Here is a 17604-nt window from a genome sequence, read left to right as displayed (position 1 = left end):
TACGCCACCAGATAAAAAGGCTTTTTTAGGGGCGTTAGACCACCGCGCTTTGAGTGAACTCAGCCCACTGGTTAACTTACTTATAGCAGCAAGCTTTATCATGAGAGTTAACTTAACTGTCGCAAACGATAACCCTGACCGCGTAAGGTTTCTATCAATTTATAATCGCCATCGGGATCGAGCTTTTTTCGTAAGCGACGAATAAACACTTCTATCACATTAGAGTCTAAATCAAAGTCTTGATCGTAAATATGCTCAATTAAGGTGGGTTTAGAAATCACCTCGCCTTGGTGTAGCATGAAGTATTCAAATAGCTTAAATTCAGAGCTGCTAAGGATTATTGGATTTTGTAAGTGCTTCAATTCAAGGGTACGGGTGTTAAGGCTAAATGGCCCGTTAGCCACAATAGGACTAGCTTGTCCTGCTGAACGTCTAATTAGGGCATTTAAACGGGCAACCAGTTCTTCTGGTTGAAACGGTTTAGTTAAATAATCATCCGCGCCAGAATCTAAGCCCAATACTTTATCTTGCCAGCCATCTCGGGCGGTTAAAATCAAAATAGGGTAATCAATTTGTTTATTACGTAATTGGGTTATCAAGCTTAAGCCATCGATTTTAGGCAACCCCACGTCAATAATAGCCGCATCATATTGATATTCTGTAGCTTGAAACAGGCCATCTTCGCCATCCGATGATATATCGACACTGTAATTAGCAGCTTGTAAATGCTCACTTAGGTTTCTTTGTAAGCCTAAATCATCTTCAACTAACAATATTCTCATGGTTAATTCCTCGAAACTGAACCAGTACGTGCATTCACGGTGGCGTAAAACACCATGCCTTTATTAGAAAGCAATTTGACTCTGTAGCCTGGCGAGCCGCCTACTTTTGTTGATTGAACTGATAGCACTTTTGCAGAATATTGTCGCTTGGCGAGTTGAGCCGCCTGTGAAGAACTTTTAATGACTAAAGGTTGAGACTTACCTGGGCCACCCTTTGATTTGTTATTAAAGCCTGGGTGTTTAAGGTTCACTGGAGATGACATGGACATAGCGCTACTCATATTGCCTATCACCGACAATGGGGCAGCCTGAACTGACCATGTTGTCATTGAAAACAACATGAAAGATAACAGGGTAATGCCTAATTTGTTGATTAATCTGCTCATTCGCGGCGTCCACATCAATATACATCTTTAAAATCAGTTCTCAGTGTAAAAGATCCCTTTCAATATAGAAACATCTGCATAGCTGAAAATCGCTTAGCTCGAGTGACGATGTAAATTATGGAGGGCGTTAAATGAATAGAAGATGAATGGCAAAAGCTTTATTGGAGGATACAGATGAAAATGAACAACTTAAATGTGCAAAGTTATGTCAATTGAGTTGTAGTACTAGGCGGTAACCTTTAAGTTTACAGGGTGATTATTTTGTTGTTTCAAAATGCGGCGCTAGTTGAAATACAGTTGAGCATTTGAATAAATTTACACGGAGAAAATGAAATGCAACTCGACACCTCTACGACTTTGAGCCCTATCACTCGAATGCTACACTGGATTGTCGGTGTTGGCATGATTTCTCTGCTTGCCATTGGCGTATTTATGGCAGAAACCAAAACCTATAGCCTGTATTCTTGGCATAAATCATTTGGCTTTATCATCTTTTTTGTGGTGCTGCTACGCGTGCTGTGGCGTATCAAAAATGGTTGGCCATCTCCTGCAGGTAATTACACCCAAATAGAACATAGTTTGAGTAAACTTGTACACTGGCTATTAATTTTAGGGACCTTATTGTTGCCTATTTCTGGCTTTTTAATGTCTTCATTAGGCGGTAATGGTGTTGATGTTTTCGGGCTTGAAATTGTTGCGCGCAATGTTGACCCTGCTAACCCTCAAAAAGCACTGGCACATTATCCGCAGATCGCTTCATTTTTTCATAGCGTTCATCATTGGGCTGGATATGTCATTATCGCATCGGTATTTTTACATGTGGTAGGTGCGCTAAAGCATCATATTATTGATAAAGATAATACCTTGAAGCGCATGCTTAAAGGTTGACATGCTCACTAGTGTGATTGTTTATAAAAAAGGAGCTTTAAGCTCCTTTTTTATGTGATAAATCTCTTCAATATTTCCCCTTCTATGTCCCATTGAAAGTAAGGTAATTCGTTCTGAGTTATCGCTTTCTGCTTACAGTGTTCATCTTGCATTCATTTTAAGTGTTCTTAAATAAGGGAACTTATATAAGGGCTGTTAAATAACATTCGCACACCATGGGTTAATTTAATTGATTTTGGTGCTGACTCTGAATGAGAGGGAATAATGATGGATATTCAAACTAATAAGCAAAAATGGTTCAATCAGATGGCGGCAGTTATTGGATGCGTATGGATGCTGACACTCAGTTTACCCGTAACAGCACAGAATACGTTTAACCCAAATATCATTGTGGTGAGTGAAGGACGGCAAGTGAATAACGTAGCGCTTGCTGTTGAAGATAATCCAGCTTTGACCGCAAAGCAGCAACAATCATTAAAATTGTTAGTGGCTGAAGAAAGGGCAAAGCGTAAAAGTGATATCGCCCAAGGTAAATCTATAGCTGTGCGGGCTACTCGTGAGCAAATCATGTCAGAGCGTAAAGCGGGAATATTGTCAGCGGTAGCTCAACGAAGTGTTAATGATGCTAATGCTATTGCAAAAGCAGCCGCTGAAAAGGCCAAAGTGTCAGGGAACGTGACTGACACTAATCTTGGATTAAATCAAGAATCTAACCCTTTATCTAATCATGTCCAGCAGCAATCTATTATTGGTTATCGTGATTTTGATATTTATGATGCCTATAGCCGTATATTCGATGATTTTGATGAAGATGGTTTTTACCAAACTTTTAGCGTGACCTTTGATGCAGATGTCTACGGTTTTACGCAAGGTGAACCAGCCAATGTTTATGCAGAGCTTTATTTAAGTCGTAATGGTGGGCCATGGGAACATTATTATTCCACTGAAGTATTTACTATTTATGGAGATGCTACAGACGATGATTACGAGGTACTCACAACCTTAGCTCAAGGCTATAAAACCGATTATTACGATGTGTTGATTGATTTATATGAGCTAGGTTATGAAGACATTGTGGCGACATTAAGTGCCAATGAATCTGATGGTTTATATGCCTTGCCATTGGAAAGCAGTGACAGAGATGAAGTGTACGAACAAGAATATGTTGAAGTAATCGAGTCTGAAGTGATTGTCAGTGGCGGTAGTTTGTCATTAACAGCTTTGTTGATGCTATTGATGATGAGGCTTTATCGTCTTAAAGCATAAATTAAACGTTAAGTTTTTAGACGAGCCTAAAAACAAAAGTCATCCCGACATGAGCAGGATGACTTATCTTTTTATGCGCAATTGAGCTGATGCATTATAAAGCTATTGCATCATTGCTCTACTGAACAACTGACTTAATCTTACCTTGATTCAGGGTCGTGGTCAGTGTGTCGCCAGTGTTAACTTGCTCAGCACTATTCAAAATCTTGCCTTTACCATCACGGGTAATACTGTAACCACGGCTTAATGTAGCTAATGGGCTAACGGTTTCTAGTTGATGCGCACTGTAACTGACTTGCTGATTGGCACTGGCTAGTCTTGCTTTCATGGCATCTTTTAAGCGACTTGTGAGATAACCCACTTTGTTTTGCTCTAAGGTTAACTTATGAGCGGGTGAGCGCTGTTGCAGTCGGCTCTTAAGTTGTTGCTGAGCTAATCTTGCATTAGCAAGCTTATGACGCAGGGCAGATTCAAGCTTTAACTGCATTTCATCAAAGCGCTGCTCAAGTTGTTGTAGCTGCCTTTTAGGATCTTCACGTTGCAACTGGTGGCTTAGTTCAGTCAGTTGCGTGCTTTGGTGTAATAAGTAATGGCGCATTGATTGTCGTAACCGTGAAAACATCAGGTTGAGTTTTTGGGTTTTATTGCCCTTATCGTCCGATAACAATTCAGCACCTGCTGACGGAGTTGGTGCGCGCACATCTGCTACATAATCACTGATTGTCGTATCAATTTCATGGCCCACAGCGCTGACCACGGGGAGGGCGCTATTATAAATAGCATGCGCTAGGTCTTCATCGTTAAAGCACCATAAATCTTCTAATGAGCCGCCACCTCGGGTAAGCAATAATATATCGACCTCTAAACGTCTGTTGGCCGTGGTAATTGCATTAATGATTTGTTTCGCTGCAGTCGCGCCTTGTACTTGGGTTGGGTAAATCACCACTTCTATTGATGGGTCGCGAGTAGAAAGTACTTTAACTACATCACGAACGGCAGCACCAGTGGCAGAGGTAATAACACCAATTCGTTGAATATTTTGTGGCAATGGGCGCTTAGTTTCTGTTGCAAATAAGCCTTCGGCCGCCAATTTTAGTTTAAGTGCTTCATATTGCTGTGCTAGCAATCCATCACCAGCTGGCAACATTGACTCAAGCAATAATTGATAATCACCACGGGGTTCGTAAACACTGATGGAGCCTTTAACTAATACTTGTTGGCCATTAACTGGTGTGAAAGGAACAGTTTGATTACGACCTTTGAACATCGCACAACGAATTTGTGAGCGACTATCTTTTAATGTCATATACCAATGACCTGAATTTGGGGAAACAAAGTTCGAGATTTCGGCCTCAAGCCACACCTTTCCTAGCTCACCTTCAAGCAGCTGGCGGACTTCACCGTTTAATTGGGAAACGGTGTAAACATTATTTTTCGAGCTTTTCATCAAATTCAACCGACCAAGAGTATTTTTTCACTATTTTCCATTTACCAACCTAAATATGCAAGGTATAATCCCGCCGCAATATTTACCCTTTCTAAACCCTACACTTTCTGGGAGATGTTGCATGTTAAGATTAAGAAATGACGCACTAACATTTGATGATGTACTACTAGTGCCTGCTCACTCAACCGTCCTCCCAAATACCGCTGTTCTAAAAACTCGTCTGACTAAAAAAATTGAATTAAACACACCTATCGTGTCTGCAGCTATGGATACCGTAACTGAAGCTCGTTTAGCAATCGCGATGGCGCAAGAAGGTGGTTTAGGTTTTATTCATAAAAACATGACGATTGAACAACAAGCTGAAGAAGTACGTAAAGTTAAGATTTACGAAGCTGGTATCGTTCAACAACCTGTGACAGTGACACCAAGCACTACGCTAGCTGAACTTAAGCAATTAACTGAACGCAATGGATTTGCTGGTTATCCAGTGATTAACGATGCGAATGAGCTTGTCGGTATCATCACTGGCCGTGATGTTCGCTTTATCACTGATTGGAGCCGTACCGTTGAGCAAGTGATGACGCCGAAAGATCGTCTAGTTACTGTTCTTGAAGGGACTAAGTTAGATGAAGTTCAAACCTTAATGCATTCACATCGTGTTGAAAAAGTATTAGTGGTTGATGACAACTTCAAGCTAAAAGGCTTAATCACAGTTAAAGATTTCCAAAAAGCAGAACGTAAACCCAATGCATGTAAAGACGAGTTAGGTCGCTTACGTGTAGGTGCTGCTGTAGGTGCTGGTGCTGGCAACGAAGAACGTGTTGAAGCATTGGTTAAAGCCGGTGTCGATGTATTGCTAATTGACTCTTCACACGGCCATTCAGAAGGCGTTTTACAACGTATTCGTGATACGCGTGCTGCATTCCCTGATTTACAAATTGTTGGCGGTAACGTAGCAACAGCTGAAGGTGCTTTAGCCTTAGTTGAAGCGGGCGTTGATGCAGTTAAAGTCGGTATTGGCCCTGGGTCAATTTGTACTACTCGTATCGTAACGGGTGTTGGTGTTCCGCAAATTACAGCCGTATCAGATGCTGCAGAAGCAATTAAGCATTTAGATATTCCAGTGATTGCAGATGGTGGCATTCGATTCTCTGGTGATTTAGCTAAAGCATTAGCGGCTGGCGCATCATGTATCATGGCAGGCTCAATGTTTGCAGGTACTGAAGAAGCGCCGGGCGAAACTGAGTTATACAACGGCCGTGCATACAAGTCATACCGCGGTATGGGTTCTTTAGGTGCAATGACCCAAACTCAAGGTTCATCTGACCGTTACTTCCAAAGCGATAACGCTGCTGACAAATTAGTACCTGAAGGTATAGAAGGTCGCGTTGCTTACAAAGGTAAGTTGAAAGAAATCATTCACCAACATATGGGCGGTTTACGTTCATGTATGGGTCTTACTGGTTGTGCAACCATTAAAGAATTAAATGAAAAAGCTGAATTCGTGAAAATTACATCGGCAGGTATGGGTGAGTCTCATGTCCATGATGTAACTATCAGTAAAGAAGCGCCGAATTACCGTAGCGGTTCTTAATTAAATAAAGGCGGCAATGTGATTGTCGCCTTTTTTCAATCTGCATAATGTAATTAACGCATTTATTTATAAAGCGCTTAAGGTATGCAGATTGAAGTACACCTACTCTAAGCAAAACCAGATATAAGGTATCCCATGAGCAACATTCATGAGCATAAAATCCTGATCCTAGACTTTGGATCGCAATACACGCAGTTAATCGCCCGCCGTATTCGTGAAATCGGTGTTTATTGTGAGCTTTGGGCTTGGGATGTATCTGAAGAGCAAATTAAAGAATTTGCTCCTAACGGCATCATATTAGCAGGTGGCCCTGAAAGTGTGACCGCTGACAATTCGCCTCGCGCTTCTGAATACGTATTTAATGCAGGCATACCAGTACTGGGTATTTGTTACGGCATGCAAACCATGTCTGAGCAATTAGGCGGTAAAGTTATTCAAGGTGTGGGTGAAGGTGAGTTTGGTTATGCACAAGTTGAAGTGCAAACTGAATCAGCATTATTCAAAAGCATTGAAGATGCTATCAGCGCTGAAGGCAAGCCATTACTTGACGTATGGATGAGCCACGGTGACAAGGTATCAGAAATTCCAGAAGGTTTTGTTACTGTCGCTAAAACCGAAACTTGTCCTTTTGCTGCCATGGCAAATGAAGACAAAAAATTCTACGGTGTACAATTCCACCCTGAAGTGACACACACACGCCAAGGTAAGCGTATGCTTGAGCATTTCGCCCTTGATATCTGTGGTTGTGATGCCAACTGGAAACCTTCATCAATCATTGAAGATGCAATTGAGCGTCTGAAAAAGCAAATTGGTGATGACGAAGTTATTTTAGGCTTATCAGGTGGCGTTGATTCATCGGTAGTGGCTATGCTGCTTCACCGCGCTATTGGTGACAAGCTAACGTGTGTATTCGTTGATAATGGCTTATTACGTTTGAATGAAGCTGAGCAAGTGATGGATATGTTTGGCGATCACTTCGGACTTAACATTGTTCACGTTGATGCAGAAAACCGTTTCCTAGACGCAATGGCTGGCGAAGCTGACCCTGAAGCTAAGCGTAAAATCATTGGCCATGTATTCGTTGATATCTTCGATGAAGAATCAAAGAAATGCGTTAATGCTAAGTGGTTAGCTCAAGGAACTATTTATCCTGATGTGATTGAGTCTGCTGGTAGTGCAACAGGTAAAGCGCATGTGATTAAATCTCACCATAACGTTGGCGGATTGCCAGATGATATGGAACTGGGATTAGTTGAGCCATTACGTGAATTGTTTAAAGATGAAGTCCGTAAAATTGGTTTAGAATTAGGCCTGCCATACGACATGCTATACCGTCATCCTTTCCCTGGACCGGGTTTAGGTGTGCGTGTTTTAGGTGAAGTGAAAAAAGAATACTGTGACTTATTACGTTTAGCTGATGCTATCTTTATTGAAGAGCTGCATAAAGCTGACCTTTACCACAAAGTCAGCCAAGCATTTACGGTATTCCTACCAGTACGTTCAGTTGGCGTAATGGGCGATGGTCGTAAATACGATTGGGTTGTTTCATTGCGCGCTGTTGAAACGATAGATTTCATGACTGCACATTGGGCACACTTACCATATGACTTCTTAGGTCGTGTATCTAACCGCATCATTAACGAAATCGACGGTATTTCACGTGTGGTATATGATATTTCAGGTAAGCCACCTGCAACAATCGAATGGGAATAACCTCCGATTAGATTGAAAAAAGGCGCTTAGGCGCCTTTTTTATTGGGATAAATTTATTGTTGTTTGCCGTATAATTTAAAGAAGTTGATGCATTGCCATTTGCTATAAGATTTAATGATTAAGCTAAATGCAATAAGTTAAACATAGCTAAGCCTAAGAGATACTAATGACGTTAGAAAACAAAGCCCATATCAGCCAAAAACAGCAAGCGAGTCAGGCCAAACCATTAACACCTGAGGAGCTAGTAATTCTTGCTGCTCAAGATGAGAAGTGGATGCGTGTGGCGATAGGGTTGGCGACGAAAGCTGAAGCCTTGGGCGAAGTACCTGTTGGTGCCGTTTTAGTTAAAGATGATCAAATGATTGCATCAGGTTTTAACTTAAGTATTACCGAGCACGACCCGAGTGCCCATGCGGAAATGCAGTGCATAAGAGCGGCTGGCAAAGTGTTAGAAAATTACCGCATGCTTGGGGCAACCTTGTATGTCACCTTAGAGCCATGCCCAATGTGCGCAGGCGCTATGATCCATAGCCGAATAGAGCGGGTAGTATTTGGAGCCAAGGACTTAAAAACGGGCGCGGCGGGCAGTGTGATTAACTTATTGCAAGACTCGCACTTTAATCACCAGTTAGCAGTGGATTCTGGTGTTTTAGCTGAAGAGTGTGCGAGTCAATTGAGTCAGTTTTTTAAACGTCGCCGTGATGAGAAAAAAGCACTTAAACAGCTGCTAAAGCAGCAATCAGACTTGTTGCTGCAAAAAGGCAAAGAATAGCTTTTGACGGTTTAGCATTCTACGCTGTTTCAATTTAATACTACTGCGACGGCGAGCATTATTATTCATATTCGGTTTTCTCATTATTCACCTACTTTAAGATATGTATATACGGTTGATGATAAACCGTTTTGATGACTGTTTTATTGCGTTCATGACTGCTTTATTTCGTCGATGGCAGTCTTACTTCACCGATGGTGCCTTATTTTGCTGACGACTTGGTAATATCTTCAGAGCTTTCTATAATTTCTGCATTGAGACTGGTTGCATCATCAAGTTCACTTTCAACTTCTTCTAGCAAATCTTGCTGTTTATTCTGGTTATCAACCCAGACTAACGTATCGTAATAGCGGCGAATATTGTCAACATAATGGGCCGCCTCACTACCTCTGGCGTAACCGTAGCGTGTGTGCTGATAATATTTACGTTGCTGTAATAAGGGTAAAACCTGTTTAACATCACGCCAAGCACTGGGATCTTTGCCCATACCTTCGGTAATTTTACGGGCATCTTCTACATGTCCTAAACCAATGTTATACGAGGCAAGGGCAAACCAAATTCGCTGACTATCAGGGATAGAATCAGGCAATCGGTCTATCATTTTTTGCAGATAAATCGCCCCACCGCGAATACTTTGCTCAGCATCTAAACGGTTATCAACACCCACAGAGCTTGCTGTAGGTTGGGTGAGCATCATCATGCCGCGAACGCCGGTTGGGGAGCGAGCTTTAGGGTTCCAATGTGATTCTTGATAACCAGCAGCAGCTAGTTTACGCCAATCTAAATCACCAGCATATTTTTCAAATAAAGCTTGGTATTCAGGCAGTACATTATCAATCGCTCGAATAAAGGCACGGGTATCAACATAGTCAAAGCGTTTTACATGGCCAAAATATTTTTCATTTAAATGTTCTAAGGTGCCATTTCGCTTTTGTATATGCCAAAAAGATAACAATGAGCTTAACAAGTGATCGCTATTAATCGGTGGCAGTAACCACACTACCTCGGTTTTTTCATCAAGTACGATACCTTCTCGTAGTTCGGGTAAATACCGTTGGTTAATAAGCAAGCTGTTTGAGTCGGCAATGGTGTAGAGTACTTCGCCTGATGCCACCATAGAGAGCAATTCTTCGTTATTTTTATCGTAAATTTGCTGCCAAGATAAATTGGGATTGGTTTGCTGCAGTTTAATGACGGTCTCAACGGCTGCTGATTCAGGTATAACCATAATGTCGCCCTGAAGGTTATTAAAGTCGCGAGGCTTTAGATTACCTGATTTGTAAATTAGTACTTGATTGACTTCATATAGGGTAGGGCCGAGCAAGAACTGTTCGCGACGATTATTGGTCGTTGTAATTGCTGCAGCGACAATATCAATTTCATTCATGTGCAGAGCATCAAACAACAACTCTCGACTATGATACGGAACCATTTCTAATGGAACATCGAGGTACTTGGCAAACTTAGCCGCCATTTCATAGTCAAAGCCACTTTCACCTTGATCAGAGTTAAGGTAGGTTTGCGAGCCGTAAAGCGTCCCTACCTTTAATACGGTACGATTAGGCGTATGTTCAATAAACTCTGTTGCATTCATATTCGCTTGATGGCAAGCGCTAAGTAACAAGCTTATTGAAATAATTGAGGCTATCGTTATTAGTTTGGTCATGTCCCTCGAAAAATGAAGTGAGTAAGCAGGAGGCTGTAATTGGTCGTTATTACGCACTTGATAGTTACGAATTCTCTCGCTTGTCGCCTATTTGTACTTCAAAGCTTCATTTAAAAATCTAACTCTATAAAGATACTGTAGCAGTAGTTTTCTATTTCACCTAGTCGAATGCCATTGGCTGTTAAATTATACGGTTGAATTCATTAGTAAAATCGAATTTAAAAAAATAAAATAATAATAAAATGTTGCTGAAACATTACTGTTAAAAATAGTCGATTATTTTTGATTGTTTTCATTAACGGGAAACACTGTTCTAGCAAGCCTTCTTAGGTGATTTATAAAGTGTGATTCCCTATAATAGCGCCAATTCTTACCCTGCCAATATAATCATAAGGTGAATTGACGTGATTGAGATCATTCGCGGAGCCCCAGCACTTTCAGCTTTTAGAATCCAAAAGCTTATGGAGGCCTGTGAAACTGCAGCCCTTCCTGTTGAGCAAATCTACGCTGAGTATGTCCATTTAGCTGATATCAGTGACAAGCTTGACGATAAAGAATATCAACAGCTTGAAACGATTTTAACCTACGGACCTGCCATTGAATCTCATGCTCCAGAAGGTTCATTATTTTTTGTTACTCCTCGTCCAGGCACCATTTCTCCTTGGTCTTCAAAAGCAACTGACATTGCTAAAAACTGCGGTTTAAGCAAAGTAAAACGTCTTGAACGTGGTGTTGCCTATTACGTTGCTGGTGCCTCACTGACCACTGAGCAATTAGCGCAAGTTAAAGGCCTAATTCACGACCGTATGGTTGAAGTGATTTTACCAGAGTTTGCTGCAGCATCAGTGTTATTTGAACGCACTGAGCCACTGCCGTTTAAGAGTATTAATATTCTTGCCGAAGGTCGCCGCGCGTTAGAAGTAGCAAACGTTCAGCTAGGTTTGGCTTTAGCAGAAGACGAAATTGATTATTTAGTGGATAACTTTGTTCGCTTAAACCGTAACCCTAACGACATTGAATTAATGATGTTCGCTCAAGCGAACTCAGAACATTGCCGTCATAAAATTTTCAATGCTGACTGGACTATTGATGGTGAAGTGCAACCTAAATCATTGTTTAAAATGATTAAGAACACCTTTGAAGTTACTCCAGACAATGTGTTGTCAGCTTATAAAGATAACGCTGCGGTAATGAACGGTAGCGTTGCGGGTCGCTTCTTCCCAGATCAAGACGGCGTGTACAACTATCACACTGAGCCAATGCACATCTTGATGAAAGTGGAAACCCACAACCATCCAACAGCCATTAGCCCATACCCAGGCGCAGCTACAGGTTCAGGCGGAGAAATTCGTGATGAAGGCGCTACAGGTCGAGGTTCAAAACCTAAAGCGGGCTTAACTGGTTTTAGTGTATCTAACCTTAAAATTCCAGGGTTTGTACAACCATGGGAAGGCGATTACGGCAAACCTAGCCGTATTGTTACGCCATTAGAAATTATGACTGAAGGCCCATTAGGTGGCGCAGCATTTAACAACGAATTTGGTCGTCCAGCACTTGTGGGTTACTTCCGTACCTACGAGCAAGAAGTTTCAAGCCACAACGGTGTTGAAGTTCGTGGTTACCACAAGCCAATTATGCTTGCTGGTGGTTTAGGTAACATCCGTGAAGATCATGTTCAAAAAGGCGAGATCACCGTAGGCGCTAAGCTTATTGTTTTAGGTGGTCCTGCAATGAACATTGGTTTGGGCGGCGGCGCTGCATCTTCAATGGCATCAGGCCAATCAAGCGAAGATTTAGATTTTGCCTCAGTACAACGTGAAAACCCAGAAATGGAACGTCGTTGTCAGGAAGTGATCGATCGCTGCTGGCAAATGGGTGATGACAACCCAATTCAATTTATTCACGATGTAGGTGCAGGCGGACTTTCAAATGCCTTCCCTGAGCTTGTGAATGACGCTGACCGTGGCGCATTGTTTAACTTACGCAATGTCCCTTCAGATGAGCCAGGCATGAGTCCACTTGAGATTTGGTGTAACGAATCTCAAGAGCGCTACGTTATGTCGGTTGCGCCAGAGAATTTAGAAACCTTCAGAAAAATTTGTGAGCGTGAACGTGCGCCGTTTTCAGTTGTCGGCGATGCAACAGCAGAGCAGCACTTAACCCTTGAAGATAGCCACTTTGATAACAAGCCAATTGATTTACCGCTTGAAGTGCTATTAGGCAAGGCGCCTAAAATGAGCCGTGATGTGGTGTCAACTAAAGCTGAATCTCCAGCGCTTAATCAAGCAGAGATAAATGTAAAAGATGCGGTTTCTCGTATCCTACATTTACCAACGGTTGCAGATAAATCATTCCTTATCACCATTGGTGACCGTTCAGTGACAGGTTTAGTTAACCGTGACCAAATGGTTGGCCCTTGGCAGGTTCCAGTTGCCGATTGTGCTGTTACTGCATCAAGCTTTGACAGCTACGCCGGTGAAGCCATGTCGATTGGTGAGCGTACACCGCTTGCACTACTTGATTTCGGCGCATCAGCGCGTATGGCGGTAGCAGAATCAATCTTAAACATTGCTGGTACTGATATTGGCTCATTCAAAGACATTAAATTGTCAGCTAACTGGATGTCAGCAGCAGGTCACCCAGGTGAAGATGCTGGTCTTTATGAAGCAGTAAAAGCTGTCGGTGAAGAGCTTTGCCCAGAGCTTGAGTTAACCATTCCAGTAGGTAAAGACTCAATGTCGATGAAGACTGCGTGGAATGATGCAGGTCAAGACAAAACAGTGACATCGCCAATGTCATTGGTTATTACCGCATTTGGTGTGGTGAAAGATATTCGCCACACTGTCACGCCAGAGCTTCGCACTGATAAAGGCGAGACTGAGCTGTTATTGGTTGATTTGGCCAAAGGTCAAAACCGTTTAGGTGGTTCTTGTTTAGCACAAGTATTCAGCCAACTGGGTGATGTTGCACCAGATTTGGACGATGCAGCAAGCTTACGTGGATTCTTCGAAGTCATTCAGCCATTAGTCGCTGAGCAAAAAGTGATGGCTTACCATGACCGCAGTGACGGTGGCTTATTCACCACATTAGTGGAAATGGCATTTGCTGGTAACACTGGCCTAAACATCGATTTAGCAGCTCTTAAAGGTAACGACCTTGAACGTTTATTTAACGAAGAGCTAGGTGCGGTTATCCAAGTGGCTAAAGCAGATAGCGCAGCGATTAAAGCGCAATTTGCCGCCGCTGGCGTTGATTGCCATAGCGTTGCGACATTAACGACTGACGATAACATCACAGTGGTTGACGGTGAACGTGCAGTATTCAGTGATTCGCGTGTATCGCTTCGCACTATGTGGTCAGAAACCACTTACCGTATGCAAGCCATGCGTGATAACCCAGAATGCGCCAAAGAAGAATTTGAGCTTAAACAGCAAGCTAAAGACCCAGGTCTTACAGTTAAATTAGGCTTTAACCCAAGTGAAGATGTAGCAGCACCTTATATCTTAAAAGGCGCAGCACCTAAGATGGCGATTATTCGTGAGCAAGGCGTTAACTCTCACGTTGAAATGGCAGCCGCATTTGACCGCGCAGGTTTTGAAAGCCGCGATGTTCATATGTCAGACATCTTATCGGGTCGTATCAGTCTTGAAGAGTTCCAAGGCCTAGTTGCTTGTGGTGGCTTCTCATACGGTGACGTACTGGGCGCTGGTGAAGGTTGGGCTAAATCAATCTTATTTAACGATCGTGCTCGCAGTGAGTTCTCTCAGTTCTTTGAGCGTGATGCGACATTAGCGCTGGGTGTATGTAATGGTTGTCAGATGTTATCTAACCTGAAAGAAATCATTCCAGGTAGTGAGCATTGGCCACACTTTGTCCGTAACCGTTCAGAGCGTTTTGAAGCCCGTGCGAGTTTGGTTGAAGTGCAAAAGAGTCCATCAATCTTCTTTGAAGGAATGGAAGGTTCACGCATGCCAATTGCTGTATCACACGGCGAAGGTCGCGCTGAATTTAAATCTGTTGAAGCACTAGCAGCAGCAGAAGCATCAGGTACAGTGGCACTGCGTTATGTTGACGGTAACGGTCAAATCGCAACGCAATACCCACAAAACCCGAATGGTTCGCCAAATGCTATTACTGCACTAACGACAACAGACGGTCGAGTAACCATTATGATGCCGCATCCAGAGCGTGTATTCAGAACCGTTGCTAATTCATGGCACCCAGACGAGTGGGCAGAAGACAGCCCATGGATGCGTATGTTCCGTAATGCACGCGTTAAGTTAGGTTAAGTTGTACTTAACCTAGTATTGAGTTAACAGCTTAAAGGCGACCATTTGGTCGCCTTTTTTATTGGATGGGACTTGTGTTGAGAGTATTGCTAACTCACTTTTGGACAAAAATGCGTTAGTGCCAAGGTTCTAAATCTTAAGATTGCCATTAGAGGAAGTATGGCAACCTACTACGGAAAAATACTGGTAACAGTAACATGAAAATTTCAATTCTTACCAAAATCGTGGGGAAAATAGAGACTCTTGAGAGGTAAGTTTGAGGAGTTAGTTTACACTTACTCCACTAATTCCTCTGATATTATTTCAGGAAGCTCCTTGATTAGAATTGTAGATTTACCATGTTCAATAAAAATAAACCCGAAAGACTCCAACCTTGCTAAAGACTCTCTTATAACGGACCTATTTGAATTAAGTATCTCGGACAGTTTTCTTTCAGCTGGTAACTTTCCTCCGACTTTAATATTTTCACTAATATAGCGAACAAATTCATTAAATCCTTGATACTTTTTTAGTGCAACCTCGAAGCTAGGATCCAAGCTATCCTGATGTGCTTCATCTTCCCAATAGTCAACTAAACCTCCGTTAACATGTATAAGTTCAAGTGGGCCCAAAGCATATTCACCTAGCACAACAGAGCTGGTAACTTGGGCTAATATTGACATGTCTCTTCCAGTGATATCACTTTCTTTTCGATGGGAACCACTCGCTGACGCATTGATATTAGCTGTAAAGCCATGATTAAATTCTGCATTCTCTGCACCTTCAACATATACCTCATCGAAATCAGTATCTGATTCAGCTTGTGAACTAGCCGTGCCTTCGTAATCCAATAAGCTGAAGCTATCATTTTCACATAACTCAACACTTAGTTGAGTTAGCTCATCAAGGTCAACAAACTTATATGGCAACTCTTCAAATATCATACGAATATGCTCGAATAGCATTTCTGATGTTAAGTCTTCGTTTTCTGTTCCCTCTTCAGAGACAATACCTTCAAGTCTTTTAGCTAATTCACTATCATCGTAATAGATATATTCAACATTCGAAAAATGTTCATTGTTGAAATTGTCATCACCAATTAACGACTCAAAGTCCTTATAGCCAAATATTGCAGCTACTACCTTGCTAGTAGCCGAAAGAGACAGAGTTATTCCATCTTGATTAACACTATCAGAAATAAGCGACATAAACAGGTAAGCTGACGGAAAGCGATGGGAGGCTAAAGTTGCTCTAACTTCAGCACTACTAATACTAAATCGTTGGCGCTCTAATTCAGCTTGACTCTTCTTCTTCTCTTCATCTATTTTTGCACTATTTCTCTTACTTTCAGCTTCCTCAGCTTTTGCTGTTGCCTCTTTAGCTCTCAGTGCAGCTTCAGTAGCTTTGATTTCAAACCGTAAGGTTCTTTGCTTTCTCTGCTCCGATAGCTCTTTCTTGCGGTCAATTTCTAGCTGTAGGTTCTGTTCTAAAAATTGCTTATCGGGATTAGCTTTTAACTTAGCTTTATTGAGATCTTCTTGTTGAATTACTTTACTAAGATCTACGTTAACAGCTTGCTGATGTAATCTATTATTTACTGTCGCTTGCAAAAACTTTACAAGCAACGATATCCAAGGAAAAATGAATAGATATAAAATAGTCAACAAAAAAGGGACTGTGAAAATTGAGTTAATAGCTATCACTTCAGAATGAGATAAGTACATATAGAAGCCACTTACTCTTTCGGTGGCACTACCTTCTCCCAAGAAAAGAAGAGCTAGATAGTTCCAATTGCAAATAACCCATGAAACTATGAACGTCCCCACAAATGGGTCTGTTACTCTAGTTTTACTGGAGCCCCAAATTGATGACCATATATCATCTATTACTTTCATTTTATATTAGTCCATTGTAAAAATTTGCTGTGCCATTCGGCTAATACCTAAGGCTATGCACCACTTGCAAATTTTAATGCCATATTCCGTAGTTATGCATTCAAGTTATTGATTTGTTAGAGTTTGATAGTATAGGGTTAGATAAGCCTATGCAACCGATATTAAATGGAGGAATGTTAAGGGAAGCACTAAATCATTTGCATACATGTGGATATCTAGTGAATTCTAGGAGCGACTTAATGATGGGTCTAAGGTACAAGGCTAGGCATTCTATTTTTCTTATACATTAAAAAATGTATGGCAAACGTGACTAGCTTCAGTCCACTAGGTTTCGTGAGTTAGCACTTAATGGGGCATAAACGAGTTACAACCACTAACTTTAAACCTCATTCACATTGACTCATTTACTTAAGGCCTACACCTCAACTTAATCCATTGCCTGCCGCAGGCTTATGTGCAGATACAACTGCGAGACGCAGCAAGTACATCCCTGTAAGCTCTGCCAAAACATCCATGTTTTGGAAGCTCGCTGCTGCATCTACACTGGGATTATTGTCTCTTCGATTTGACTGTATTGTTGACAACTTAAAGAACTAAAAAGATCAGGGATCTATTCGGTCTACAAACGAAGTTCAAATTGAGCATTCAAGACTAAGAATAATTTCAGGAAATAATTGTGGATACAAACGAACCTGTAGGTGCAATAAATCCCCATTGAAATTGCTGAAATGCGTTGAAGAAAATAGCGTAAGCCTGACAGGAGGTCAGGCTAGCTTTAGTTGGCCATGGATGGCCTGTCTAAAGCGTTAGCTATTTTCGAATAAGCATGAGGCTTACTCGTTTTGAAAGAGTAATTTCGTTGGGGCGGCAAGGGATATCGAAAAGGGAAATGCTGTTGTTTCCCTTTCGTCTGGTGTGGGCGAAGCG

The 17604-nt window shown here is 41.8% G+C and carries 11 protein-coding genes; 6 read left to right on the top strand and 5 right to left on the bottom strand.

What is annotated here, in order from left to right; all coding sequences use genetic code 11:
* Nucleotides 1–107 precede the first annotated feature (107 nt).
* Entirely contained in the window at nt 108–782 is a 675-nt protein-coding gene (locus QPX86_RS14985) for a response regulator transcription factor (RefSeq protein WP_220753070.1), read from the bottom strand.
* Between the two features lie 2 nt (nt 783–784).
* Nucleotides 785–1168, bottom strand: coding sequence for a PepSY domain-containing protein (locus QPX86_RS14980; protein WP_285163108.1), 384 nt, complete (start codon nt 1166–1168; stop codon nt 785–787).
* A 333-nt stretch (nt 1169–1501) separates the two neighbouring features.
* Here QPX86_RS14980 and QPX86_RS14975 point away from each other — a divergent pair, with 333 nt between their 5' ends.
* Nucleotides 1502–2056, top strand: coding sequence for a cytochrome b (locus tag QPX86_RS14975; protein ID WP_285163107.1), 555 nt, complete (start codon nt 1502–1504; stop codon nt 2054–2056).
* A gap of 267 nt (nt 2057–2323) precedes the next feature.
* Nucleotides 2324–3322, top strand: coding sequence for a choice-of-anchor H family protein (locus tag QPX86_RS14970; protein WP_285163106.1), 999 nt, complete (start codon nt 2324–2326; stop codon nt 3320–3322).
* Nucleotides 3323–3440: 118 nt separating this feature from the next.
* Here QPX86_RS14970 and xseA read toward each other — a convergent pair whose 3' ends face one another.
* On the bottom strand, nt 3441–4769 hold the full coding sequence (gene xseA / locus QPX86_RS14965; protein WP_285163105.1) for an exodeoxyribonuclease VII large subunit: 1329 nt from the start codon (nt 4767–4769) through the stop codon (nt 3441–3443).
* A gap of 121 nt (nt 4770–4890) precedes the next feature.
* Here xseA and guaB point away from each other — a divergent pair, with 121 nt between their 5' ends.
* The 3 genes from guaB to tadA all read left to right on the top strand — a co-directional run bounded on the left by guaB (nt 4891) and on the right by tadA (nt 8848).
* Nucleotides 4891–6363: an IMP dehydrogenase gene (gene guaB / locus QPX86_RS14960; RefSeq protein ID WP_220753066.1), complete on the top strand. Its 1473-nt coding sequence runs from the start codon at nt 4891–4893 to the stop codon at nt 6361–6363.
* Between the two features lie 135 nt (nt 6364–6498).
* Nucleotides 6499–8076, top strand: a complete 1578-nt coding sequence (guaA, locus tag QPX86_RS14955) for a glutamine-hydrolyzing GMP synthase (RefSeq protein ID WP_220753065.1) — start codon at nt 6499–6501, stop codon at nt 8074–8076.
* Between the two features lie 166 nt (nt 8077–8242).
* On the top strand, nt 8243–8848 hold the full coding sequence (tadA, locus tag QPX86_RS14950; protein ID WP_220753064.1) for a tRNA adenosine(34) deaminase TadA: 606 nt from the start codon (nt 8243–8245) through the stop codon (nt 8846–8848).
* A 202-nt stretch (nt 8849–9050) separates the two neighbouring features.
* On the opposite strand, the gene mltF is transcribed toward tadA, so the two are convergent.
* Complete coding sequence (gene mltF / locus QPX86_RS14945; protein ID WP_220753063.1) at nt 9051–10514, bottom strand: membrane-bound lytic murein transglycosylase MltF; 1464 nt, start codon at nt 10512–10514, stop codon at nt 9051–9053.
* Nucleotides 10515–10921: 407 nt separating this feature from the next.
* Between mltF and purL the strand changes: the two genes are divergently transcribed.
* Nucleotides 10922–14803 carry a phosphoribosylformylglycinamidine synthase gene (gene purL / locus QPX86_RS14940; RefSeq protein ID WP_285165176.1) on the top strand — a complete coding sequence of 1294 codons (3882 nt, stop codon included), beginning with the start codon at nt 10922–10924 and terminating at the stop codon, nt 14801–14803.
* 275 nt (nt 14804–15078) lie between these two features.
* Here the strand turns inward: purL and QPX86_RS14935 are convergent, their stop codons facing one another.
* A complete protein-coding gene (locus QPX86_RS14935) occupies nt 15079–16677 on the bottom strand; it encodes a GntR family transcriptional regulator (protein ID WP_285163104.1) in 1599 nt (532 codons plus the stop codon).
* Nucleotides 16678–17604: the final 927 nt, after the last annotated feature.

This window comes from Shewanella goraebulensis, assembly GCF_030252245.1.
In the GTDB taxonomy this organism is placed as follows: Bacteria; Pseudomonadota; Gammaproteobacteria; order Enterobacterales; family Shewanellaceae; genus Shewanella; species Shewanella goraebulensis.
Note: the sequence above shows the minus strand (reverse complement) of the source record. Positions and strands in the feature narration are given on the sequence as shown.